The 23,688-nt window shown below is 71.5% G+C and carries 25 protein-coding genes; 11 read left to right on the top strand and 14 right to left on the bottom strand.

The genetic code is table 11. The features are described from left to right. Nucleotides 1–49 precede the first annotated feature (49 nt). The 6 genes from BM041_RS25055 to BM041_RS25030 all read right to left on the bottom strand — a co-directional run bounded on the left by BM041_RS25055 (nucleotide 50) and on the right by BM041_RS25030 (nucleotide 4,548). Entirely contained in the window at nucleotides 50–850 is an 801-nt protein-coding gene (locus tag BM041_RS25055; protein WP_092962650.1) for a bestrophin-like domain, read from the bottom strand. A gap of 88 nt (nucleotides 851–938) precedes the next feature. Further along, the gene (locus BM041_RS25050; protein ID WP_092962649.1) at nucleotides 939–1,253 is read right to left on the bottom strand and encodes a hypothetical protein; all 315 of its coding nucleotides are present in this window, start codon (nucleotides 1,251–1,253) and stop codon (nucleotides 939–941) included. A gap of 28 nt (nucleotides 1,254–1,281) precedes the next feature. Further along, the gene (locus BM041_RS25045; RefSeq protein ID WP_092962648.1) at nucleotides 1,282–1,716 is read right to left on the bottom strand and encodes a hypothetical protein; all 435 of its coding nucleotides are present in this window, start codon (nucleotides 1,714–1,716) and stop codon (nucleotides 1,282–1,284) included. A gap of 60 nt (nucleotides 1,717–1,776) precedes the next feature. Then, nucleotides 1,777–2,547 carry a hypothetical protein gene (locus BM041_RS25040; RefSeq protein ID WP_139226175.1) on the bottom strand — a complete coding sequence of 257 codons (771 nt, stop codon included), beginning with the start codon at nucleotides 2,545–2,547 and terminating at the stop codon, nucleotides 1,777–1,779. Between the two features lie 19 nt (nucleotides 2,548–2,566). After that, complete coding sequence (locus BM041_RS25035) at nucleotides 2,567–3,670, bottom strand: PstS family phosphate ABC transporter substrate-binding protein (protein ID WP_175534161.1); 1,104 nt, start codon at nucleotides 3,668–3,670, stop codon at nucleotides 2,567–2,569. Nucleotides 3,671–3,702: 32 nt separating this feature from the next. Then, a complete protein-coding gene (locus BM041_RS25030; protein WP_175534160.1) occupies nucleotides 3,703–4,548 on the bottom strand; it encodes a hypothetical protein in 846 nt (281 codons plus the stop codon). Between the two features lie 223 nt (nucleotides 4,549–4,771). Here BM041_RS25030 and BM041_RS25025 point away from each other — a divergent pair, with 223 nt between their 5' ends. Next, a complete protein-coding gene (locus BM041_RS25025; RefSeq protein ID WP_245762265.1) occupies nucleotides 4,772–5,623 on the top strand; it encodes an HpcH/HpaI aldolase/citrate lyase family protein in 852 nt (283 codons plus the stop codon). Here the strand turns inward: BM041_RS25025 and BM041_RS25020 are convergent. After that, a complete protein-coding gene (locus BM041_RS25020) occupies nucleotides 5,612–6,808 on the bottom strand; it encodes an MFS transporter (RefSeq protein ID WP_175534159.1) in 1,197 nt (398 codons plus the stop codon). The genes BM041_RS25025 and BM041_RS25020 overlap by 12 nt on opposite strands. Nucleotides 6,809–6,919: 111 nt before the next feature. Between BM041_RS25020 and BM041_RS25015 the strand changes: the two genes are divergently transcribed. Further along, a complete protein-coding gene (locus BM041_RS25015; protein ID WP_217648839.1) occupies nucleotides 6,920–7,330 on the top strand; it encodes a group II truncated hemoglobin in 411 nt (136 codons plus the stop codon). Then, nucleotides 7,327–8,676, top strand: coding sequence for an 8-oxoguanine deaminase (locus BM041_RS25010; protein ID WP_092962643.1), 1,350 nt, complete (start codon nucleotides 7,327–7,329; stop codon nucleotides 8,674–8,676). The genes BM041_RS25015 and BM041_RS25010 overlap by 4 nt, the downstream gene beginning before the upstream one ends. Here the strand turns inward: BM041_RS25010 and BM041_RS25005 are convergent. The 6 genes from BM041_RS25005 to BM041_RS24980 all read right to left on the bottom strand — a co-directional run bounded on the left by BM041_RS25005 (nucleotide 8,665) and on the right by BM041_RS24980 (nucleotide 15,513). Continuing rightward, nucleotides 8,665–9,654 (bottom strand): NADPH:quinone reductase, encoded by a 990-nt coding sequence (locus BM041_RS25005; RefSeq protein WP_092962642.1) that lies wholly within the window; start codon nucleotides 9,652–9,654, stop codon nucleotides 8,665–8,667. The two genes, BM041_RS25010 and BM041_RS25005, sit on opposite strands and share 12 nt — an antisense overlap. 12 nt (nucleotides 9,655–9,666) lie before the next feature. Next, nucleotides 9,667–10,650: a Bug family tripartite tricarboxylate transporter substrate binding protein gene (locus BM041_RS25000; protein WP_092962641.1), complete on the bottom strand. Its 984-nt coding sequence runs from the start codon at nucleotides 10,648–10,650 to the stop codon at nucleotides 9,667–9,669. Next, on the bottom strand, nucleotides 10,647–11,183 hold the full coding sequence (locus tag BM041_RS24995; protein WP_092962640.1) for a 3-isopropylmalate dehydratase small subunit: 537 nt from the start codon (nucleotides 11,181–11,183) through the stop codon (nucleotides 10,647–10,649). The genes BM041_RS25000 and BM041_RS24995 overlap by 4 nt, the downstream gene beginning before the upstream one ends. Then, the gene (locus BM041_RS24990; protein WP_092962639.1) at nucleotides 11,180–12,466 is read right to left on the bottom strand and encodes a 3-isopropylmalate dehydratase large subunit; all 1,287 of its coding nucleotides are present in this window, start codon (nucleotides 12,464–12,466) and stop codon (nucleotides 11,180–11,182) included. The genes BM041_RS24995 and BM041_RS24990 overlap by 4 nt, the downstream gene beginning before the upstream one ends. 77 nt (nucleotides 12,467–12,543) lie before the next feature. After that, complete coding sequence (locus tag BM041_RS24985; protein ID WP_092962638.1) at nucleotides 12,544–14,505, bottom strand: alpha/beta hydrolase domain-containing protein; 1,962 nt, start codon at nucleotides 14,503–14,505, stop codon at nucleotides 12,544–12,546. Nucleotides 14,506–14,583: 78 nt separating this feature from the next. Next, nucleotides 14,584–15,513: a LysR family transcriptional regulator gene (locus BM041_RS24980; RefSeq protein WP_092962637.1), complete on the bottom strand. Its 930-nt coding sequence runs from the start codon at nucleotides 15,511–15,513 to the stop codon at nucleotides 14,584–14,586. Nucleotides 15,514–15,646: 133 nt separating this feature from the next. Between BM041_RS24980 and BM041_RS24975 the strand changes: the two genes are divergently transcribed. From BM041_RS24975 to BM041_RS24940, 8 genes are all read left to right on the top strand, one after another. After that, nucleotides 15,647–17,104, top strand: a complete 1,458-nt coding sequence (locus BM041_RS24975; protein WP_092962636.1) for an FAD-binding protein — start codon at nucleotides 15,647–15,649, stop codon at nucleotides 17,102–17,104. Further along, on the top strand, nucleotides 17,101–17,844 hold the full coding sequence (locus BM041_RS24970) for an SDR family NAD(P)-dependent oxidoreductase (RefSeq protein ID WP_245762264.1): 744 nt from the start codon (nucleotides 17,101–17,103) through the stop codon (nucleotides 17,842–17,844). Before BM041_RS24975 ends, BM041_RS24970 begins: the two co-directional genes overlap by 4 nt. 1 nt (nucleotide 17,845) lies before the next feature. Beyond that, nucleotides 17,846–18,655 carry an aspartate/glutamate racemase family protein gene (locus BM041_RS24965; protein WP_217648838.1) on the top strand — a complete coding sequence of 270 codons (810 nt, stop codon included), beginning with the start codon at nucleotides 17,846–17,848 and terminating at the stop codon, nucleotides 18,653–18,655. A gap of 25 nt (nucleotides 18,656–18,680) precedes the next feature. After that, nucleotides 18,681–19,652, top strand: coding sequence for a Bug family tripartite tricarboxylate transporter substrate binding protein (locus tag BM041_RS24960; RefSeq protein ID WP_092962633.1), 972 nt, complete (start codon nucleotides 18,681–18,683; stop codon nucleotides 19,650–19,652). Nucleotides 19,653–19,669: 17 nt separating this feature from the next. Next, on the top strand, nucleotides 19,670–20,638 hold the full coding sequence (locus BM041_RS24955) for a Bug family tripartite tricarboxylate transporter substrate binding protein (RefSeq protein ID WP_217648837.1): 969 nt from the start codon (nucleotides 19,670–19,672) through the stop codon (nucleotides 20,636–20,638). Nucleotides 20,639–20,654: 16 nt separating this feature from the next. Beyond that, nucleotides 20,655–21,236, top strand: a complete 582-nt coding sequence (locus BM041_RS24950; RefSeq protein ID WP_092962631.1) for a cysteine hydrolase family protein — start codon at nucleotides 20,655–20,657, stop codon at nucleotides 21,234–21,236. A 72-nt stretch (nucleotides 21,237–21,308) separates the two neighbouring features. Beyond that, entirely contained in the window at nucleotides 21,309–22,283 is a 975-nt protein-coding gene (locus tag BM041_RS24945; RefSeq protein ID WP_092962630.1) for a tripartite tricarboxylate transporter substrate binding protein, read from the top strand. Between the two features lie 4 nt (nucleotides 22,284–22,287). Then, nucleotides 22,288–23,097 (top strand): aspartate/glutamate racemase family protein, encoded by an 810-nt coding sequence (locus BM041_RS24940; RefSeq protein WP_092962629.1) that lies wholly within the window; start codon nucleotides 22,288–22,290, stop codon nucleotides 23,095–23,097. Here BM041_RS24940 and BM041_RS24935 read toward each other — a convergent pair. Beyond that, nucleotides 23,073–23,675: a cytochrome b gene (locus BM041_RS24935; RefSeq protein WP_175534157.1), complete on the bottom strand. Its 603-nt coding sequence runs from the start codon at nucleotides 23,673–23,675 to the stop codon at nucleotides 23,073–23,075. The two genes, BM041_RS24940 and BM041_RS24935, sit on opposite strands and share 25 nt — an antisense overlap. Nucleotides 23,676–23,688: the final 13 nt, after the last annotated feature.

Genomic DNA, 23,688 nt, shown 5'->3' with positions numbered 1-23,688 from the left:
GGGCTGCGCACTGGCGCTACGCGCCGCGGGCGGCGCACTGAGCGGCGCATCACGACACCTCCATCAGCGCGAGGAAGGGCCGCGGCGTCAGCAAAGCGGGGTCGCCGACATAGGGAAAGGCGAGCTTGAGGGCCACCAGCAGCACCGCGCCCACGATCAGCGCGATGACGCTGCCCATCGCGTAGTGCATCGTCGCGCTGCCGCCGTTGAAGAACCACTGGAAGGCGATGACGGCGACGGAGACGGTGATGACGAGCAGCCAGATCAGCCCGGCCAGCGACCGGCTGGTGACGGAAAGCCGGCCGATGCGCGCTTCCGCCACGCTGCCGACCCAGTCGCCGATCTTCTGCTGCAGCGCCTGCTGGCCGGAAGAGACGCCATCGACATCGAGGAAGGCGCGCGTCAGCCGCTGGAAGGCGGCGTCGGAGGCGGGGTTGGGCGTGCCGGCCTGCATGGCGGGCCAGTCGTCGGAGACGACGGCGGCGGCATAGCCGCGGATCGCGGCGCGCATTTCCTTCCGCGCCTCCGCGAAATCCGGCCCGCTGAAGGTGTCCACCGACAAGGCGAGCATGTAGAGCCCGCTGGCTTCCTTCTGCAGTGTGTCGCGCGATGTCTGGTAGGTGTCCCAGGCGCCGACGAGGGCGAGCGCCGCGACCACCGCGTAGATCTCCACCACGAAGCCGTACTTCACCGCGCCGACGGTGGCGTTGGTGGCGAATTCATGCGGCGTGAACAGCGCGAACATGGCGCGCCCGAAGACGAGCGCGATCACCACCGGCACGCCGATGGTGACGATGATGCCGGCCCAGGCCGGCAGCGCCGCCAGGCTGTGCGGCAGCAGGATGTCCAAGGCCGGGCTCCTCCTCGGCGTCTCGGGCGGGAAGGCCCGGCATCCTGCCGGGCCGCAACGGGCGCGCCCCTGGTGGGGCGCGGCGGCCTCAATCCTCCGGGCCGTGCTCCTTCCACGCCCAGTTGCCGACGGTGACGCCGGCGATGGCGCCGATCGCGGCGCCGAGGAAGCCGCCCTGGATCAGCGCGGAGCCCGCCAGCGCCCCGGCGAAGAGCCCGGCGCCGAGCGCCGCGGCATGGCCGGCGGAGATGTCCGGCACGGCCGGCAGCTGCACCTGCGGCAGGGCGAGCGTGGCCGCGCGCGGGGCCGGGGCCGCGGCCTGGCCGGCGGTCTGACCGAGGGTCTGGGCAGCGGCGGGAAGTCCGAAGGCGAGGAAGGCGAGCAGCAGCAGCAGGCGCGGCATGGTCATTCTCCTTGTCGGAACAGGGTCGTCAGGCGTCGATCGCGCGGTACCAGCGACGGGTGCGCAGGATGCGGCCGCTCGGCCGCGGCTGGAGGTCGAGCTCCTCCATCAGGCGCTTCACGCGGCGGCGCGCCTCGGCATCGGTCAGCGCCCCGCCCGCGCGGGCGCGGTAGAAGGCGACGGCGCGGGCGAAATCATCGCGCGCCACGCGGTTGCGCCGATCCGCGAGCGTGCGGAGCAACTGGCGGGAGGAGGCGCCGAGCTCGGCTTCCATGGCGACGTCGCCCTCCTGCGCGGCGCCGCGCAGCAGGCCCTGCGCTTCGTCCAGCGTCAGGCCGTAGCGGGTCAGCCCTTCCTCCAGCAGCTTGCGTTCCTGGTCACGGTCCAGGAAACGCCGGCCCTGTGTCTGCAGCTTCACCAGTTCCGTGAAGCGGGCGCGGCCCGCGGCATCGGTCATCGTCATCGAAATGGCTGCCTTCCTTTCTGGAAGCCGCGCACCCTTCTGGTGCGCCGGGAGTCGGGTTCAGAAGTCGAGCGTGGCGGGGCGCAGGGCGGGCCCGCGCGAACCCGGGGCCGGGGCTTCGAAGCCCTGGCCCTGGGTGCGTGGCAGCGCGCCCTGCACGCGCTGGTTCAGGCGTTCGATGGCCCGCATGATGCGGCTGGCCTCGATGCCCAGCGGCGCATCCGTGGGCGTCAGCACCAGCTTCACCTTGGGCAGCGGGAAGAGGTCGACCTCCACCTTGTCCACGGTGAAGCCGCCGATCTCACCGGCATCCATGATGCCGCGCACGATGGTGCGCTGGATCGCGGCCAGCGGGCCCGGATTGGTGCGGGCGTGGCGTTCCAGCATCCGCTCCAGGTAGTCGCGGTCGCCTTCCGTCAGTTCCCGTGCCTGGCCGAAGGTCAGGCTGAGGCTGGGGAAGAGGCTGACGGCGGATTCGATTTCCTTCAGCTTGTAGCCGGCGACATCCATCAGCCAGGTGAAGTCCTCCCGCGCCTGGTCCTGCGCGGTGTGGGCGGGGCGGCGCATGAAGTTGCTGGTGCTGAGGCCGAAGCCGAAGGCATCCATGAGGCTGGACCACAGCCGTTCCGCCCGGTCCCCGAGCGAATCGCCCGTGGGCAGATCCTGCAGCGGCACCGTCACCACGGTGCGCGGGGCGGGCGCCGTGACGGGCCCCGTGGCGGGCCCCGTGGCGGGCCCCGTGGCGGGCGATGTCTGCGCGTCGGCGGCTACCGGCAGCGCCAGCAGGGCGGCAAGGGCGATGCCCGTCAGGGCGCGGGATTTCGCGTGCATGATCGACATTCCTTCGGCGTCAGCGGGACATCAGCGTCTGGCGTTCGGCGATCCGGCGCTGCGCGGCGCGGTCCGCGGGTGGCAGCGGCACCAGCCCGGCGAGGGAGAGGTAGCCGCCCGGCCCCCCCGCCTGTTCGCTGCTGGCCTCGTTCAGGAATTCCCGCAGGCCACGCACCACGCCGACGCCCTGCATGTTCCGGCCGTGCTGGCGCTTGGCGTAGAGGTAGTAGGTGCGCGACTGTTCGTAGCTGCCGCTCGCGATGCTGCTGGCCGTGGGCAGGTCGCCATCCAGCGCCACGGCCAGGAAGTTGCCGCCGCTGGCGACCAGCTGGTCGTAGCTCATCACCGCCAGCGTGCCCGGGGGCGCGGCCAGCAGGCGGGCCGGCACATCCGCGGCGGGCACCGGCGTCACCGCGCCGTCATTGCGCAGCGTCACGCATTTGCTGTGGCGGTAGCTGGCTTCGAAGATCAGCCGAATGTCGCGGACATGCCGGCAGCCCGCTTCAAGGATCAGATCCTCGAACAGCATGCGCGTGCCACTGCCCGCGGCGGGGACGATGACGCGGATCGGCACGCGGGGCAGGCCCGGCCCGACATCGGACCAGTTGGTGGCGCGGTTCGGGATGAACTCGTTCTCGGCCGGCTGTTCCGCCGCCAGCGCCGACCACACCTGGCGGGAGCTGACATTGGGCAGCACCTCCCCACGCCGCGCCGCGAGGACAACGGCGCCGAGGCCGATCTGCAGCTCGACAATGTCCCGCACGCCATTGGCGCTGCAATTCTCCACCATCGCGCGCGGCATGCGCCGGGTGGTGATGGCGATGTCGGGCGTCTGGGGGCCTACGCCGGCGCAGAAGAGTTCCAGCGCCTGGCTAGATCCGATGGCGCGGAGATGGGGCGGGTTGGCGCCGTCGAACCGCTCCGCGAAGCTCTGCGCGAGCAACTGCGCGATGCCGGCGGAGGAGGAGGAGCTCACGATGACGAGGCGGTCGCGCAGCGTCAGGCCTGCTGCGGGCGCGCCGACGGGGGATGCGCCGGCCGGCGCGGATCCCACCTGGGCCGATGCGGTGGCGCCGCCCAGCGCGACAAGGGCTGCGATCAGCGGCAGGAAGGTCCGGCGCACGGGCTTCTCCTTTGTGGAGGATGGGGGGACGGTCATGAGGGGCGGCCCGGCGGCGTCAGGCCCGGCGGCGTGGCGCCCGTGCCGGACAGCGCGCGCAGCAGCGTTTCCTGCACCGCCTGCTCCACCGCGAGGCGCGCCCTGGCCTGCGCCAGCCAACCCGCCAGCAGGGGTTGCAGCCCGGCATCCAGCGCCGCGGCATCCGCCACTGCGCCGGCCAGGTTGCCGCGGCGCAATTGCTGCGCGACCGCGCCGATCGCCACTTCCTGGTCGGAGGGCGGCGGCGGGGCCGCCAGCCCGATGGCCGCGAAGCCGCCGCGCAGCAGGCCAAGCCCCTGGTCCAGCAGCCCGCCCGGCTGCGGCGCGCGGGCGATCAACTGGGGCATCAGCGCGGCGAAGCGTTCGCGAAGCTCGGGTTCGGAGGGCAGGCCCCGCGCGGCGTGGCTCATCAGCACTTCCGCCACCGGGCGCGGCAGGGCGCCCGCGGGGGCAAGGTCCGCCATCGTCTGGAGTTCACGCAGCCAGGGGCGGGGCGTGGCGATGCTGGATTGCAGCAGCAGCGCCGCGGCCAGGAAGCGGTCCCCCTGCGGGCCGCGCTGCGCCAGGCTGCCTTCAAGCCGCTGCGCCGCGGCCTCGGCGCGGGTGGAGAGCGCTTCCGCGCGCACCGCCTGCTCCTCCGCCCGCCGGGCGGCGTCCAGCGCGGGCGCGACCGCGGCTTCGACCTGCGCCAGGCTGGGCCCGGCATTCGCGGCCACCGCCGGCGCGGGCAGGCGAGTCAGCAGCGGCGCGAGCACGGCCACGGCGACGCCACCCAGGAAGGCCAGCCCGGCCAGGAGCAGCGGATGCCGGGCCGGCGGCGGCCGTGTGGCCGGGGCCGGCATGGCGAGGAGCCGGGGGTTGGGGGTGCGGTGCTGCGCTGACACGGGTCTTCCGGTGCTGGGCGATGCGGGTTGCCGAGGACCCCACCATGCGCCGCCGCCCCTTACCCGCTGATTAAGCCCGGCACCGCAGTGCACCATTCTCCGCCCGCGGCCAGGCCCGGGGTTGACCGGCGGCACCATGGGGGCGAACTGGCGCGCATTCACGCCGACGGAGATGGACGCCATGCCGAGACCGCGCCGCAGCGCCCTGTTCATGCCGGGCTCCAACGCCCGGGCGCTCGACAAGGCGCGCGGCATCGCCTGCGACACGATCCTGTTCGACCTGGAGGATTCGGTGGCGGCCGGGCAGAAGGCCCTGGCGCGGGACCAGGTGGCGGCGGCGATCCGCGCGGGCGGCTACGGGTCGCGGGAACTGGTGGTGCGGGTGAATCCGCTGGGCGGCGCGCTGGTGGCGGATGACATCCGCATGGCGGTCGCGGCCGGTGCGGATGCCGTCCTGCTGCCCAAGACAGAAAGCGCGGCCGATGTGATGGCGGTGGAGCAGGCGCTGGCGGAGGCGGGGGCGCCCGCCGCCATGGGGATCTTCGCCATGGTGGAGACGCCGCGCGCCATCCTGGCCGTGGCGGCGATCGCGGCCCGGGCGGAAGCCGGGCGGCTGCGGGCGCTGGCCGTCGGGCCGAACGACCTGGCGAAGATGACGGGCGTGCGCGCGGGCGGGGACCGGGCGCCGATGCTCGCCTGGCTGTCGCAGGTGGTGCTGGCGGCCAAGGCCTATGGCCTCTCCGCCCTCGATGGCGTGTACAACAATTTCAATGACGAGGCCGGCTTCGCCGCCGAATGCCGCCAGGGCCGCGCGCTGGGCTTCGATGGCAAGACGCTGATCCACCCCCGCCAGGTGGAACCGGCCAACGCGCTGTTCGGCGCGTCGGAGGAGGAACTGGAATGGGCGCGCCAGGTGGTCGCCGCCTTCGACCAGCCGGGCAACGCCACCGCCAATGTCATCAACCTGGACGGCCGGATGGTGGAACGGCTGCACCTGGAGCAGGCGCGGGCGCTGCTCGCCTCAGTCGCGTAGCGCCGGGCGCCGCAGCAGGGCGATACCCACCACCAGCGCCGGCAGGCCGCAGGCGGCGAAGCCCCAGCCATGCTGGCCGGTCAGGCTCAGCACCAGCGCATAGGTCAGCGGCAGGATCAGCGCGCCGAGCTGCCCACTGGACAGAACGCCGCCCGTGGCCGCGCCGCTCATGCCCGGCGGCGCCAGGCGCGCGGCTTCGGAGAGCAGCACGCCATGCCAGGACATCGCCGTCAGGCTGATGCCGATGGCGACGGTGGCGAAAAGCGCCAGCGGCCAGCCAGCGCCGGACAAGCCCAGCAGCCCGGTGCTGACCGCCATGCCGAGCGACAGCCCCCCCATCAGCACCCGCGGTGCCACGTGACCGCTGCCGAGCCAGCCCCAGAAGATGCGGGCCGGCACCGCGACCACCATGGCCAGCGAGAAGACGGCACCCGCCGTGGCCAGCCCGTGCCCGAGCTGCGTGAGGTAGATGACGAAGAAGCCGATGAAGACCGTCTGCAGCCCGTTGAAGGCGAAGCAGGCGAAGGCGAGGTTGCGCAGCGCCGGGCTTCGCGCCACGACGACGCCGGACAGCCAGAGGTCGCTGACCTTGAAGCCGCGCCCCGGCATGCGGTCCCCGTCGAAGGTGGCGCGCAGCGGTTGCAGCGCCACCGCGAAGACCAGGCAGAACAGCGCCGCGATCTCCAGCGCCGCCCGCCAGCCGAGCCAGGCGGTGAGCCATGGGCCGACCAGGCCCGACAGCAGCAGCCCCGCCGGCACCGCCGTCTGCTTGATAGAGAAGACCAGCGGCGCCTGCTTCGGCGGCGAATAGCGGCCGAGCAGATGGGAACTGGCCGGGGTGGAGACCGCCGAGCCGCCCCCGCCGATGATGGCCGAGATCGCGAAGAAGATGAGCGGCCCGACCGCCGCGGAAGCCAGCCCGATCGCCAGCATGACCAACGCCAGCTGGCTCATCCTCAGCGCGCCCCAGCGCAGGATGAAGCCGCCGCAGCCCATCTGGAAGGCCAGGGAGGAAGCGGCGGCGAGGCCGACATAGACACCCGCCAGCGCGGGATCGAGGTCCAGGTCCAGGATGATGGCGGGCGCGATGATGGAGGGCAGGTTGCGGCCGAGCGCGGCGCAGGTCTGCTGCATGAACATGGCGCCCAGGATGACCAGCAGCAGGCGTGGAATTGCGACGGCCATCGTGTCCTGCCGGACGCTCCCTTGATGCGCCGCCAGGATAGGCATGCGCGGCGGGGCGCCGGAAGCCGCGCCAGGCTTCGCCCAGGCCCGCTTCCCGGGCATGATGGGCGCATGACCGCCGATCCCGTGACCTCACCCCAATCCCCCTACGCCCTGCTGGGCGGGGAGGAAGGGCTCCGCCGCCTGACGCGGCGCTTCTACGCGCTAATGGACGAATTGCCGGAAGCCGCCGCCTGCCGCGCCATCCATCCGGAGAGCCTGGAGCAGGCGGAGCAGCGGTTCTTCGAATACCTCTCCTTCTGGTTCGGCGGGCCGCCTCTGTTCCTGCAAACGCGGGGCGCGCCGATGCTGCGCGCCCGCCACCTGCACGCCCCCATCGCGGGGCCGGAGATCGAGGGCTGGATCGCCTGCTTCCGCCAGGCCTGGGCCGAACAGGTGACCGATGCGGCACTGACCGACGCCGTGCTGCCGAAGGTCATGGCCATGGCGCTGCATATGCGCAACCGGGAGGATGGGGCATGAGCCTGCTGTTGCGCGGCGCCGATGTGGTGCTCACCATGGATGCCACGCGGCGGGAACTGCGCGGGGGCTGGGTGCATGTCGAGGGCGGCGCCATCACCGCCGTCGGCGCCGCCGACGAAGCCCCGCCTTTGGCCGCGGAAAGCATCGACCTGGCCGGCCATGTCCTGATGCCCGGCCTGGTGAACACCCACCACCACATGTTCCAGTCCCTGACCCGCGCCCTGCCGGCGGCGCAGGATGCGGAGCTGTTCGACTGGCTCGGCGCGCTCTATCCGGTCTGGGCGCGGATGACGCCCGATGCGCTGCGCATCGCGGCGGCGACGGCGATGGCGGAGCTGGTGCTGAGCGGCTGCACGACGGCGGCGGATCATCACTACATCTTCCCGAATGGCTGCGCGCTGGACGACACGATCGAGGCCGCGCGCCAGGTCGGCATCCGCTTCCACCCCACGCGCGGGGCGATGAGCCTCGGCCAGTCGAAGGGCGGGCTGCCGCCGGATGCGGTGGTGGAGGCGGAGGACGCGATCCTGGCCGACATGGAGCGCGTGGTGGCGCGCTTCCATGACCCCGCGCCGCTTTCCATGCTGCGCATCGGCATCGCGCCCTGCTCCCCCTTCTCCGTCACGCGGGAATTGATGCGGGATGCCGCGGGCTTCGCGCGGGCGCGCGGCCTTCGGCTGCACACGCACCTCGCGGAGAATGACAAGGACGTCGTCTTCAGCCGGGAGAAGTTCCGCTGCACGCCGGCGGAATACGCGGAGGAACTGGGCTGGGTCGGCCCCGATGTCTGGCACGCCCATTGCGTGAAGCTGGATGAGGCCGGCATCGCGCTTTTCGCCCGCACTGGCACGGGTGTCGCGCACTGCCCGTGCTCCAACATGCGCCTGGCGTCGGGCATCGCGCCGATCCCGGCGATGCGCCGCGCGGGCGTGCCGGTCGGGCTCGGCGTGGATGGATCGGCGTCCAACGACGGCGCGCATCTGCTGGGCGAGGCACGCCAGGCGATGCTGCTGGCGCGCGTCGGCCACGGCCCCGCGGCGATGACGGCGCGCGACGCGCTGGAGATCGCGACGCTGGGCGGCGCCCGGGTGCTGGGGCGGGACGATATCGGCGCGCTGGCGCCGGGCATGGCGGCGGACCTCGTCGCCTTCGACCTCGGCGGCATCGACCATGCCGGCGCGGGCGCGGACCCCGTCGCCGCGCTGGTCTTCTGCACGCCGGCGCGCGCGGCGCTGTCCGTCATCAATGGTCGCGTCGTGGTGCGGGACGGGCGGCTGCTGACGCTTTATGAACGGCAGCAGGCCGCACGCCACCGCGCGGCCGCGGCGGCGCTGCTACAGGGCTGAGGCGCAGTCCAGCACGACGTTGCCCATGACCTCGCCGCGCGCAACGAGGTCATGCGCCTCCGCGCAATCCTCCAGCGGCATGACGGCGCCGATGGCGTGCTGAAGGGCGCCGGCTTCCAGCCAGCCTGTCATCGTCGCCAGCCCCTCCGCCCGCGCGGCGTCGGGCAGGCCGTAGACGATGAAGAAGCGCACGGCGGCGCCGGAGAGGATCATCGGGAAGAAGGGCAGCGCCGCTTCCGCCTTGCCGCTGCCGTAGCAGACGCAGAGCCCGTCCTTCGCCACGATCTGCGGCAGCAGCGCGCCGTTCGCGGCCAGGTCCACTTCCACCACGCGGTCCACGCCATGGCCGCCGGTCAATGCCTTCACCGCCGCGGCGACATCCTGCGTCCTGTAGTCGATCACGGCATCGGCGCCGGCAGCCCTGGCGTGTGCCGCCTTGCCCGGGCTGCTGACGGTGGCGATGACCTGCTTCGCCCCCAGCAGCTTCGCCATCTGGATGGCGTAGTGGCCGACCGCACCGGCGCCGCCCGCCACCAGCACGCGCTGCCCGGCGACGCCGCCATCGATCTGCACCGCGCGCCAGGCCGTCAGCGCCGGGATGCCGAAGCAGGCGCCGGCCTGGAAGCTGGTATTGGCGGGCAGCCGCACGGCCTGCGCCGCGGGCAGCGCGATGCAGTCGGCGGCCGTGCCCAGCGCGCGCTGCCACTGGCCGTTCCAGATCCAGACGCGTTCGCCGATGCGCGCGGCATCGACGCCGTCGCCCACGGCCTCGATCGTGCCGGCGCCGTCGCTGTGCGGGATGATCCGCGGCGCCAGCATCGGCCGGCTGCCTCCCCGCGCCTTCCAGTCGGAGGGATTGACCCCGGAGGTTGCGAGGCGGACCAGCACCTCCCCAGGGCCGGGGGAGGGTGTCGGCATCTCGCCGACCACGATCACCTCCCGGGCCGGTCCCGTCCGTTCATACCAGGCTGCGCGCATCGTGCTGTCCCGTCACTGATCGAGGCGGATATTGCCGATGCGGACGGCCTCGCGCGAGGTCTCCATCTCCTCCCGGATCACGCGTGCGTAATTGGCGGGGGTGATCGCCTCGGCAGCCGGGATGGCGCCGCCGAGGCTCTCCAGCCGCTGCTTGATGGTGGCGTCATGCATGGTGCGGGCCAGCGCGGTGCGGAGCGTCTCCACCACCTCGGCGGGCAGCCCCGCAGGGCCGAGCAGTCCTAGGGTGGTGGTAAGCTCCTGCTGCACCAGCCCGGCTTCCCGCAGGGTCGGCACATCCGGCAGCTGCGCGGCGCGGCTGCCGGAGGCGACGGCGATGATGCGAGCGCGGCCATCGGCATGCAGCGGCAGGGCCGATGAGAGCTGGTCGAACACCACCGGGATCGTGCCGGCGATCAGGTCGTTGATGGCGGGGCCGGTGCCGCGATAGGGCACATGCACCAGATCCGCTCCCGTACCGGCATTGAACAACTCGATCGCGAGATGCGCGCCGGAGCCGATGCCGGCGGTGCCGGCGGAGAACTGGCCCTTCTGTGCCTTGGCCGCGGCAACGAATTCCGCCAGGTTCCGCGCCGTGACCTGGCGGGAGACCATCATCACGATGGGCACACGGTAGCAGATTCCGATCGGCGCGAGGTCCCGCAGCGTGTCGTAGGGCAGTTGCGCCATCGCGACGGGGAACAGCGAAAGCGGGCCGGTGGAGCCCAGCAGCAGCGTATGGCCATCCGGGCGGGACCGCGCGACATGCTCCGTGCCGACGATGCCGCCCGCCCCCGCGCGATTATCCACGACGACCGGCTGGCCGAGGGCAGCCGACAGCGTGGGCGCCAGCAGCCGTGCCGTGAAGTCCACATTGCCGCCGGGCGGGAAGCCCACGACGATGCGCACGGGACGGTCGGGGAAGCGGCCCTGCGCGCGCAGGGAAGGGGCGGCGAGGGCGGCGGCGGCGGCCAGCGCCAGGGTTCGGCGGGTGGTCATGGCGTGGGTTCCTCGGATTGCGTGCGGCGTTCGGCGAATTCGCGCACCAGCAGCGGGATGGTGCCGCCGGCACGCCAGATCTGGACCATGCGGGGGGAGAAGGGTTTCGACTGCCGCGTGCTGCCATCGGCCAGGGTGACGATTCCCGTGGCGGGATCGGCCGCGATCACGTCCCCATCCCGCACGGCGGCGTGGATGCCGGGGCAGATCATCACGGGCAGTCCGACATTCAGCGCGCGGCGCAGGAAGCCGGAATCGCAGGATTCGACGACGACGACGGCGATGCCGGAAGCGCGGATGGCGACGCTGACTTCCACATGATTGTGATGCGCGAAGTTCCGCCCACCCACGACGATGTCACCCGCCTTCACCTCGGCCGGAAACTCCGGGCGCAGGCGGCGGAAGCACATGGCGCGCAGCGCGTCCTCGTCGAATTCCTTGCCGAAGCCGTCGCGGATGATGGCGAATTCGATGATGCCGTCATCGCCGGAGACATCATCGCCGAAGACCCAGGCGCGGCCGCGGGGCGTCATGCCACGGCCTCTGCCATCAGCGGCCGCGGGTCGGCGATGCGCCCTTCGATGGCGGAGGCCGTAACCACTGCCGCGCCGGCCAGGTGCACAAGCGCGCTGCGCGCGCCGTTGCGGCCGGCATAGTTGAACTGCTGGGTCGAGATCAGCACTTCATGGTCGTTCAGTACGCCCTGATAGCCCCAGCAGGTGGTGCAGCCCGGCGCCAGCACCGTGGCGCCCGATTCCGCGAAGATCTCGAGCAACCCCTCCCGCGCCGCGGCGGCATAGACGTTGCGGCTTCCTGGCGTGATGTAGAGCGTGACATGTGGCGCGACGCGGCGCCCGCGCAGCAACCCGGCCGCGATGCGCATATCCTCCAGCCGCCCGCCGGAACACGACCCGATCGTCGCCTGGTCGATCCGCTGGCCCGCGACATCGCCGACCGGCACGGCGGCGTGGAGGTCCGGCGGCAGCGTCACCATGGGCGCGATGGCCGAAAGATCGTAGGTGAGGTCGGCGATGTAGGGCACGCCAGGGTCGGCTTCCACAATCTGCCAGGGGCGGCCGGCGGCGCGCTGTTCGACGTAGCGCAGGACCAGGTCATCCACCGGCATCACGCCGGTATAGGCGCCGCTGTGGAACAGGCTGGCGAGGATCGTCTCCCGCTCATCCAGCCCCAGCGTCGCGATGCCGTCGCCCGCGAATTCGACGCAGGCCTGCAGCAGCGCGCTGTTGGTGGTCTGGTCGCGCAGGATGGTCTGGATCAGATCCCGCGCGCCGACGCCGAAGCCGAGCCGTCCCGTTAGCGTGATGCGCGCCGATGGTGGCACCGCGATCCAGTTGCCGTCCTGGATCAGCGCCACGATAACTTCCGTGGAGATCGGCAGGTTCAGCGCGCCCAATGCGCCGATGGAGGCGATGTTGCCCTCATCGGAGAAGATCAGCGTGCCCGGCCGCGCGAAGCCGCGTTCCGTCAGCACCAGGTGGCGGAGCCCGTTGCCGGGGCCGAAGAAGGTCTCGATCCCCTGCCGGGCGCACCAGTCGCGGAGCGTTCGGTGCGTCTCGTGGTGATGCGATCCCATCGCCGCGCTGGTGGAATGGTCGATCACCATGATCGCCTTGTCCGGGCGCGGGATGCGGTCGACGCCGATGCGTTCCAGGTTGCGCTTGTGGCCGGGCCAGAAGAGTTCCTGGCAGGCCACGTAGTCCGGCGTCACAGTGACGTAGTCGCCGACCTCCACCGCATCGAGGCCGGCGGCGCGGGCGATGATCTTCTGCGCGACGCTGCGCGGCGCGGTGGCCATGCGGCATTTCCCCCGGTGGCCGGCCTTAGGCCAGCATTATGACCTTAGGCCCACCACCCGGGTGTGTCCATGCCCGGTCAGGGCAGTTGCGCGAGGGTGCCGGCCCGCGCGCGTTCCACCGCACGCGCCGCATCCTCCGGCAGCAGCAGCCGTTCCGCCACCGCGCGGTCGGCCGCGGCGCGCACGGCGGCGACATAGGCGGCGTCATCGGCATAGCGTTCGGCGATGGACAGGCGCGGATCATTCGCCGCGATGCGCGCCTCCCGCGTCGGCGCGAAGGGAGAGACGGCGCCCTGCAGCGGAAACAGCGTGCCGGCGCCGAAGCCCTCGGCGCGGGGATTCCAGCCGGTGTAGCTGGCGCGCGGCACGGCGAGTGGCAGCATGCGGATGCCGGCGATGGCCATGCCATCGGCATCCGCGCGCGGCACGAAGACCGGGTATTCGCCGATCAGCCGCGGCGGCAGCACCGATTGGTCGGAGATCGCGGCACCGGTGTAGATGCCGGCATAGGGCAGGCCGGGGATGCCCGCGGGCACGGCCTGCGCGGCCTCCACCAGCGTGCCATGGGCGCGCATGGGCACGCGGCTGGCCGGCGGTTCCACCCCTTCCGCGATCCAGGCCTCCATCGCCACCAGCAGCGCGCGCATGGGCGGGCCGGCATGCATCGGGTTGGTGGGCAGCGCCATGGTCGGCGCGCGGCGCACGCTGTCATTCGGCGGCGCGTAGTGCGGCGTGCCGGCGACCATGTAGGCGCGCACATCGGGCGGCAGGTCGATGTGGTTGCCCGCGAGGTCCGTCACGACCAGCGAGGCGCGCGACGCCCACCATTCATGCTCGCTGTCCGTGTGCATGATCTTCGGGCAGGTGCCGTTCAGCCGGCAGCGCATCAGGATGCCATCCGTGCGGCCGGACAGCGGATCGCGCATCGCCGCGTAGGTGAAGGGGAAGGTATCCGCCTGCCAGGCGGGGTCCTGCGGGTGGCGCGCGTTGCGGCCGGGATTGCCGAAGCGGTAGTTGGTCGCCATGCGGCGTCCGCCGGCGATATGCGGCATCACGCCATCGAAGACCATGCGGCCGCGCATGTCCTCGTTGAAGCCCTGCCAGAGGAAGTCCCGCAGGAAGCGGCCGGACTGGGAGACGCCGAAGCCGATGGCGCGCTGCACCGTGGACCGCCCCTGCGCGGCCAGCGGGTTCTCCGCGCCGCCCTCCCGCCGCAGGAAGGCCGTGACGTCGCGCGTGGCGGCGAAGCCCAGGCCGAGCACGATCGGGTCCTTCGCCGTGTAGGTCACCTCATACAGCGCCGCCGCATCGAAGCCGCTGGCCGGGCGCGTGATCTCCGCTGTGTTCGGCCCGGTGGCGCGGATGCCGAGGCCGGGCGGCGTCTGCCGCGCTTCGGACCAATGGCCGCGCACGGTCACCGCCAGGCTCGCCGCATCCGCGATGGGCCAGGTCAGCGTGGCCGTCGCGGGATTGCGCGTATGGTCGAAGATGAATTCATCGCGCGATGGGCCGGTGATGCCGGTGAGGACCGGCGCCGTCATCGCCAACTGGTTGGGGCGGGAGGGGATATCCGCCTGCCAGCCGATCCAGGCCATGGCGTAGCCGCGGCTGTGCAGGAAGCCGATCCCGGCATCCGCCGCCTGTTCCGCCCGCGTCGCGCCGGGCTGCGCCACATCGTCGAAGAGCTGCGGCGCCAGCTTTGTGCCGCGATTGGGCACGTCCACCAGCAGCGTGCCGTTGCCGCGCGCGGGGTCCGCCGGCCGCAGCAGCACGACATCCGCCACCGCCTCCACGCGGCCCTGCGCATTGCGTGGCGCGCGTTCGATATCCGCGATCACGGCATTGCGCGGATCGCTGGGATCCACGGCGATGGTGGCGCGGCCGGTGATGCGGAGGTAGGGCCCCACCCCCTCGAAGCTCCGCCCCTGGAAGGCGGGCACGCTTTCCAGCACCTCGAACCGTATCACTTCCGAGAGGGCGGGCGAGGCAAGCGCCCCGATCCCGCCGGCGAGCATGCAGGCCCGCAGCGTGCGCTTCATGGCTGTTCCTCCGTCGCGCGGCATCGAGTCCGCGTCTTGGACGAAAGCCTCCCGCAGTCTCGCCGCGGTGGCAACCGCTCATCGTCGCCGGATGCGGATCGGCGATGCCGGCGCCTGGCGCAGGTGATCGGGGAAGACGCGCGCGGCGTAGTCGGCGAAGGCGCGTATCTTGGGCGCGGTGAAGCGCGCCTTGGGATAGGCGACGTAGAAGACCTGCGCCTCCGTCTCCCATTCCTCCAGCACCGCGCGCAGCCGGCCGTCGCGCAGATGCGCATGCGCCAGCAGGCCGAGCACGTAGCAGAAGCCGGCCCCCTGCGCGGCGGCGTTCAGCAGCGCATCGCTGCTGTTGAAGGCCAGCGGCCCCGTGGGGTTCACCACCACGCGTTCCGCCCCGCGCTGGAAGCGCCAGGCGCGCGGTGCCGCCGCCGTATCCGCCACCCAGGCCAGGCCCTGCGCGGGATCGATCGCGCGCGGATGCGTCGGCACGCCATGGCGGGCCAGGAAGCCCGGCGCCGCGCAGACCACATGCGTGCTGCGATAGACCGGGCGGGCGACGAGATCGCCGGTCTCCACCTCATCCATCCGGATCGCGACATCGATGCCGCGCCGCGCCAGGCTGTCCACATCGTTCCCCAGGATGGTCACCACGCGCAAGCCGGGATGCGCGGCGGCGAAGGCCGCCAGCGCCGGCGCCAGCACCATATGGCCGACGGCGATCGGCACCTGGACGCGCAGCACGCCGCGCGCGGCATCGCCGCCGGCGCCGGCCTCCGCTTCCTCCATCGCGCCCAGGATGGCGCGGGCGCGGGACAGGAAGGCCTCGCCTTCCGGCGTCAGGCGCAGGCTGCGCGTGGAACGATGCAGCAGCGCGCAGCGCAGATGCGCCTCCAGCGCCTGGACCTGCGCCGTGACGGTGGGGGCGGAAAGGCCGAGCCGCGTGGCCGCGCCGGCCAGGCTGCCGGCTTCCGCCACCGCCACGAAGACCTCCATTGCGCGCAGCCTGTCCATGCGCGCAGCCTATCCCATCATTCGGGAAAGTCGAAGACTGTATTCGGCGTCTCCCCGGTACTCGGCCGTTGCCCTCCGGCCGCCACGGGTGAACCCTGCGCCCGTCCAAGCAAAGGGGAGCGGCGCCGGTCACATGGCAGCGGGGGAGGGATTCGACCTGGTGGTGGCGGGCTGCGGGGTGGCAGGGCTCTCCGCCGCCGTGGCGGCCGCGGAGCAGGGCGCGCGCGTCGTCGTGCTGGAACGCGCGCCGCGCGCGGAACGCGGCGGGCAGAGCCGCTACACCGAAGCGTATCTCCGCATGAAGAGCGAGACCGAGGTCACCGACGATTTCGAGACGCATCTCGCCGAGAATGGCGCGCTGCCCTACGCCGACCCCGACCTCGCGCCCGAGGTCTCCCGCCCCATGGCGGATCGCGCCGGCCATGCGCGCGCGCTGTCCATGATCGATCCCGACGTGGTGCAGGAATTCGCCGACCAGGCGGGGCCGACCATCGCCTGGCTGAAGACCATGGGCGTGCGCTTCGATTTCCTGCCGACGCAGTTCCTGACGAAGTCGCAGCCCCGCCTGCTGCCGGTCGGCGGCGGCGCCGCGCTGGTGGAGGCGCTGGCGAAGCGGGCCGAGGAACTCGGCGTGGCGTTCCGCTACGAGACGACGGCGCAGTCCCTGATGCAGGATGAGGAGGGGCGCGTCATCGGCCTGGTCGCGCGCCAGGCCGGGCGGCTGGTCCGCTTCCACGGCCCCGTCACGCTGGCCTGCGGCGGGTTCGAGGGTGATGCGGAGATGTCCACCCGCTACCTCGGCCCGCGGTCCAGCTTCCTCCGCACCATCTGCAAGGGCGGGCTGTTCAACCGGGGGGAGGGCATCCGCATGGCCCTCGACATCGGTGCGGCGCCGAGTGGCGACTTCGGCAGCTACCATGCGGAACCGATCGATCCGCGATCCTCGATCGCGGAGCCCTCCGTCTTCCTCTTCCCCTACGGCATCCTGGTGAACAAGGAAGGCCGGCGCTTCGTGGATGAATCGCCCGGCACGGTGGATGCGACCTATGAACGCGTCACGCGCCGCATCTACGAACAGCGCGACGGCATCGCCTGGGTGATCCTTGATGCCAGGCACCGGGAGATCCCGAACTGGCGGCTCGGCCTGCGCACCGACCAGCCGCCGATCGAGGGCGAGAGCATCGAGGCGCTGGCGCGGGCCATCGGCCTGCCGGAGGCGGCGCTGGCGGAGACGGTGGCCGAGTACAACGCCGCCTGCGTGCCCGGCGAATGGAAGCCGCTGCAACTGGATGGGCTTGCCACGCAGGGGCTGGTGCCGCGCAAGTCGAACTGGGCGACGCCGCTGGTGGCAGGGCCCTTCCACGCCTACCCCATCATCTCCGCCAATGTCTTCACCTTCGGCGGCGTGCGCGTGGACGGCAAGGCGCGGGTGCTGGACACCGGCGGCGATCCCATCCCCGGCCTCTACGCGGCGGGTGAGGTCGTGGGCATGTATTACGGCACCTATACCGGCGCGACCTCCGTGCTGAAGGGGCTCGTCTTCGGCAAGCTGGCGGGTGCGGATGCGGCGACCGCAAGGCGCAACCTGTGACGCTGGCAATGGAAGGCCGCGTCGCGCTGGTGACGGGTGCCGCCGGCGGCATCGGCAGCGCCACGGCGCGTGCCCTGTCGGCGCGGGGTGCGCGACTGGCGCTGGCGGATCGCGTGGCGCCGGTGATGGAGGCTGCGCTCAACCTGGCCGTGGATGTCACGAGCTCCGCCGATGTGCGCGCCATGGTCGACCGCGTGGTCGCCGAATACGGGCGGCTCGATATCCTGGTGAATGTCGCTGGCACGGTGTCGATGGGCGCGGCGGCGACGTTGCCGGAAGCGGAGTGGGACCGCGTGATGGCGGTGAACCTGAAGGGCAGCTTCCTCTGCTGCCAGGCGGTGATTCCCGCCATGCGCGTCAACCGGCACGGCCGCATCATCAATATCGGCTCCATCATCGGCAAGAATGGCGGCAATGCGCGGCCCTGGATCGACGCGGCGGAGCAGGACCGGGCAAGCAACGTGGCCTATGGCGTCTCCAAGGCCGGGGTCCATGCCATGACGGCATTCCTGGCGCGCGAACTTGCCGCCGATGGCATCACGGTGAATGCGGTGGCGCCCGGGCCCATCGCCTCCGCCATGACGACGAATTTCCCGGCAGCCCTGCAGGCGCTGATCCCGGTGGGCCGCATGGGGCGGGTGGAGGAGGTGGCGGCTGCCATCGCCTTCCTCGCAGGGCCTGACACGGGCTTCATCACCGGCGAAGTGCTGGACATCAATGGCGGCATGTGGAGCGACTGACGTGATAAAGATCTGGCACCACAGCTTCACCGTGCTGGGCAATCTGCCCGCCTATGCCGATGCCATGGCCGCGCATCTGGCCCGCGCCAGCGCGCCGGGGACGGAGGTGGTGATGCATGGCATGGACCCTGGCACCTACCTCACCGAATATCCCGGCAACGACATCAGCTTCAGCTACCTGCAATCCCTGCACAGCCAGCAATTCGTGCTCGGCGCCATCGCGGCGGAGGAACAGGGCTTCGACGCCTTCGCGATGATGACGCTGCCCGAACCTTCCCTGATGGATTGCCGCAGCCTGGTGGACATCCCCGTGGTTGGCTACGGCGAAAGCGCGATGCTCGCCGCCTCCATGCTCGGCCAGAAGATCGGCGTGCTGCTCTTCATCCATGGCATGGCCGGGACGGTGGAGCGCAATGTGGAGCGGATGGGGCTGACATCGCGCTTCATCGGCGCGCAACCCGTCTCCTTCACCTTCAACGATGTGCTCGCCGCCTATGCGGGCGACCCTTCGGAGGTGGTGGCCCGCTTCCAGTCGGATGCGCGGGCGCTGATCGCGCGCGGCGCGGATGTGATCATCCCCGGCGAGGCGCCGCTCTGCCTGCTGCTGTCCAAGGCCGGCGTGACGGAGGTGGACGGCGTGCCGGTGCTGGACCCCGTGACGGCGACGGTGAAGGCGGCGGAGATGATGGTCGGCATGCGCCGCATCACCGGCGCGAAGCCCAGCCGCCGCGGCTATTTCCAGGCGAAGCCGCCGCGCGAGCGCGTCAAGGAACTGCTCAAATTCTACGGCATCGATCGCGTCGGCGGCTGAGCGCAACAATCGGGAGGAAACAACGATGATGGAACGGCGGACCCTTCTGGGCCTTGCGGCAGGCATGGCGGCGATGCCGGGAGCCTTCGCGCAGGAACGCTTCCCGACGCGCGGCCTCCGCATCGTGATTCCCTTCGCCGCTGGCGGCAGCACGGATATCCTGGCGCGCCTCTGCGCCCAGATGCTGACGGAAAAGCTCGGCCAGACCACGGTGGCGGAGAACATCACCGGCGCGGGCGGCACCATCGGCGCGCAGCGCGTGCTCGATGCGCCCGCTGACGGCTACACGCTGATGGCGGGCACGCCGGGGCCCATCACCATCAACCCCCATCTGCAGCCCCGCATCCCCTACCAGCCCCTGCGGGATTTCGAGCCCGTGGCCTTCGTCGGCGCCAGCCCCGCCGTGGTGGTGGTGCGGCGCGACAGCCCGATCCGGACTATCGCGGACCTGGTCGCGGCCGCGAAGGCGGAGCCGGGCAAGCTCACCTACGCCTCCGCCGGCATCGGGTCCTTCGCGCATCTGTCGGGCGAGTTGTTCAAGTGGCGCGCGGGCGTCGATCTGACGCATGTGCCCTATCGCGGCACCGCCCCCGCCGCGACGGACATCATCGGCGGGCGCATCGACGTGATGTTCGAGAACTACCCCTCCGTCCAGGGCAACCTGACCTCGGGCGAGGTGCGCACCATCGCCATCGGCGCCGCCAACCGCTCCGCGCTGCTGCCCGGCGTGCCGACGGTGAGCGAGGCCGGTGTCCCGGGCTATGAGAGCACCTCCTGGTTCGGCCTTTTCGCGCGGGCCGGCATCCCGGCCGCGGCGCTCGCGACGATGAATGCCGCCATCAATGCCGGCATCGCGGAACCCGCGATGATGGCGCGCCTCGCCGGCCTCGGCATCGAACCGGCCGGCGGCCCGCCCGCCGCCTTCCGCGACTACATCACGCGCAAGCTGGCGGAGACGGGCGAGCTGATCCGCACCGCCCGCATCACCGCCGAATGAAGGGGAACGCCATGACCATGCCCTCTCGCCGCGGGCTCATGCTCGCGGCGCCTGCCATCGCCATGCTTCCCGGCGCGGCGCGCGCCCAGGCCTGGGCCCCGACGCGTCCCGTGCGCCTCGTCGTCGCCTATCCGCCGGGGGGCGCGACGGACCTCGTCGCGCGCTGGGTGGCGCGGGAACTCACCACGCGGCTCGGCCAGCCGGCGGTGGTGGAGAACCGGCCGGGTGCCAACGGCATCCTCGGCAGCCAGGCGGTGCAGCAGGCGGCGCCGGACGGGCACACGCTGATCTTCACCACGGCGGATACGCATTCCGTGAACCCCGTGGTCTATCGCCGTCTGCCCTACCAGCCGCAGAGCTTCGTGCCGGTTTCCGCCGTGGCGCGGCTTGTCTTCTCGCTTGTCACGCGGCCGGGACTCGGGCCGAAGACGGCGCAGGAATTCGTGGCGCTGGCACGCTCGCGCGCCAGCAACCCGCTGACCTTCGCCTCCTGGGGTATTGCCAGCACGTCGCAGGTGATGATGGAGACGATGAAGTTCGAGACGCGGACGGAGATGCAGCACATCCCCTTCCAGGGCGCCGCCCCCGCCGTGCAGGCGCTGCTGGGTGACCAGGTCGATGCGATGATGCTGCCGGTCGCGGTGGCCATCGGCCAGCAGGGGCGCCTGCCCATCCTTGGCGTCGCGACGGCGCAGCGCTTCTCCGCCATCCCGCAGGTGCCGACGCTGACGGAACAGGGTATCAACCTGGCGGGCGATCTCTGGCTCGCCATCCTCGCGCCGCCCGGTACGCCCGCCGCCATCGCGGAGCGCATCGCGCAGGAAACCCAGGCTTTCGTGCGGACGCCGGCGGCGCTGGAATTCCTCACGCCCAATGGGTTGCTCGCGGATACGCAGGATCGCGCGCGCTTCATCAGCTACCTCGCGGAAGATGACGCGGTGTGGCGGGCGCGGGTGGAACGCCTTGGCATCAAGCTCGACGATTGAAACGGGAATACATACGATGAAGTCGATCTACCTCGTCCTCGACATGGAAAACGATCTCGTCTCGGCCGATGGGCCGAACGGCAAGGGGCCGCTGGGCGCCCAGGTGCAGGGCCGCGGCATCATCCCGAAGACCGCGAACGCCATCGCCAAGGCGCGCGCGGCGGGCGTGCCCATCGGCTATGTGCGCGTCGGCTTCTCCCCCGACTACCGGGAGGCTCCGTCCACCTCCGTCATCTTCAACGGCGCGAAGCAGCATGGGCTGTTCAAGCTCGGGACCTGGGGCACGGAGGTGCACAAGGACCTGGCACCGCAGCCCGGCGATTTCGACATCGTCAAGCACCGCGTCAGCCCCTTCTACGCGACCAACCTGGAAGCGATCCTGCGCGCGCATGGCATCCAGCGCATCATCTGCTCCGGCGTTTCCACCGTGGCCGTGGTGCAGGGCTGCGTGCGGGACGGGCATGACCGGGACTACGTCATGACGGTGCTGGAGGATTGCTGCGCCTGCGCGACGCAGGAGGACCAGGACGCCGCGATCCGCGCTCTGCAGCGCTTCGCGACCTTCACGACCTCGGACGCCATCGACTTCACGGCCTGAGCCCCCAAGGCGGCGCTTGAAGGGCGCCGCCGATCTGGCGCAGACTGAGTAGGATACAGGGAGGATACAAGAATGCGCGCCCATCCCACTCGTCGCGCCGTGCTTGGCGCGGCTGCTGCCGCCCTCGCCATGCCCGCCCTCGCGCAGCCGGTCGCCGGCGGCCGCACCATCCGCATCATCGTGCCCTTCGGCGCCGGCGGCGCGGTGGACATCGTGGCGCGGCTGGTGGCGCAGGAGATCGGACCGCGGCTCGGCCAGACCGTGGTGGTGGAGAACCGCACCGGCGGCGGCGGCAACATCGCCATGGAGCATGTCGCGCGATCCGCGCCGGATGGCACGACGCTGCTCATGGCCTCTCCCTCCGTCATCGTGAACCCGCATCTCTATCCGAGCCTGACCTACGACCAGGCGACGCAGCTGGCGCCGCTGATGCTGGTGGGGGAGGTGCCCTCCGTCATGATCGCGCCGCCGGGGTTCGAGGCGAATGACGCGCGCGCCTTCATCGCCATGGCGCGTGCGCGGCCCGGCTTCTACACCTTCGGCTCCGGCGGTTCCGGCACCACGGAGCACCTGGCCAGCGAATTGCTGAAGCTGCGCGCGGGGATCGACATCGTGCATGTCCCCTATCGCGGTGGCGCGCCGGCGATGACGGATCTTCAGGCCGGGCGGCTTTCCATGATGTTCACCAACCTGGCGCAGGCGCTGCCGCTGATCCGCGGCGGGCAGTTCAAGGTGCTTGGCGTCGCCGACCGCCAGCGCCACCCCGCGCTGCCGGACTCGCCGACCTTCGCCGAACAGGGGATCGAGGGCATCAACGTCACGGTCTGGTGGGGCATCATGGCGCCCGCCGGCCTGCCGGCGGAGACGACGCAGCGCCTGCATGCCGTGCTGGCCGAGAGCATCGCCTCCCCCACCATGACCGCCGCGCTGGAACGCCTCAGCGCGAAGCCGCTGGGCGGCAGCATCGAGAGCTTCGCGCAGCGCCTGTCCAGCGAGGGCCGGTCCTGGGGCGAGGTGATCCGCGGCGCCAATATCCGGGCGGAGTGAACGCATGAAACTCTGGTACCAGTCGCTCACCCGTCCCGATGCCTGGCCCGCCTACCAGGCCGCGCTGCGCCGTGTGCTGGCGCAGGCGACCGATCCCGGCACGGTGATCGAGGTGCATGGGATCGAGAAGCGCGGCGGCGTCGGTGACCAGTACCGGCGCCTCGAATTCATCGAGACGATCGAGGTGCTGGAGAATGTGGAGCGCGCGGAGGCCGAGGGCTTCGACGCCGTGCTGCTCGGCAACATCGCCGATCCGGGGTTGCGCACGGCGCGGGAGATGGCGCGGATCCCGGTGCTGGGGCTGTGCGAATCCTCGCTGTTCACGGCCTGCCAGATGGGCGTGACGGTTGGCCTCGTCGTGTCCAACGACAAGCACTACTCCCGCATCCTGGAGAATGTTTCCGTCTATGGCCTGAACACGCGCGTCGTGGCGGTGGAGCGGATGGCGGTCGATCGCCTCGTGGACCTCGATGCTGCCTTCAGCCCCGGTGAGCAGCGGGAGCGCATTCTTGGCCAGTTCCATGCGGCGGCGGAGGCCTGCGTGGCGAAGGGGGCGGAGGTGGTGATCCCCGCCGTCGGCGTGGCCATGGTGCTGCTGGCGGAGGCCGGGGTGCATGAGACGGTGAAGGACACGCCGGTGCTGTGCGGCCCCATGGCGCTTGTGCAGGCGGGGCAGGCGGCGGTGCGCCTCTCCCGCGCCATGGGCGGGCGCTATGCCAGCCGGCGGGGCGCCTATGGGCAGCCACCGCCGGGCCAGATCGAGGAGCTCCGCCGCTATTACGGCCCGGTCTATCCGGCGGTGATGCCGGGCTGACCCATCGACCCGGCGGCGACGCCGGGGCGACCGGGCAGCATCCGGCGCAGCACATCGTCGCGCTGGATGAAGTGGTGCCACAGCGCGGCACCGGCATGGGCGGCGACGAGGGCGACCAGCGCCCATGCCATCAGTTCATGCGCCTCGATCCACAGCTTGCCGCCGCCGATCGGGAAGGGGGCGGGGATCAGGTTGTCGCCGAACAGCCGCAGCGGGCGGCCGCGCGCCCAGCGGTCCATGGCGCCGGTCACGGGCATGGCGACCATCAGGGCGTAGAGCATCCCGTGCACGGCCAGCGCGGCCTTCCCGGCCAGCCCCGCATCGGGCTTCACCGGGCCGGGCAGCAGCAGGCGCCGCAGCAGCCGCAGCATGACCGTCGCCAGCACCAGCGTGCCGAGGCTGTAGTGGATCATCATCGCCATGTCGCGCTGCGGGCCGCGCGGCCATTCCTCCATCAGCAGGCCGAGGCCGAAGGCCGCGACCAGCACGAGGGCGGCGCCCCAGTGCAGCGCGATGGTGGTGGCGCCGTGGCGGGGCGGGGCGCTGGTCGGCAGGATGTCGGCGGTGATGCTGGTCATGGCGGTGTGTCCG

Origin of the sequence: Falsiroseomonas stagni DSM 19981 (assembly GCF_900114315.1) — a bacterium.
GTDB lineage: Bacteria > Pseudomonadota > Alphaproteobacteria > Acetobacterales > Acetobacteraceae > Falsiroseomonas > Falsiroseomonas stagni.
This window is presented reverse-complemented; position numbering and strand designations above follow the sequence as displayed.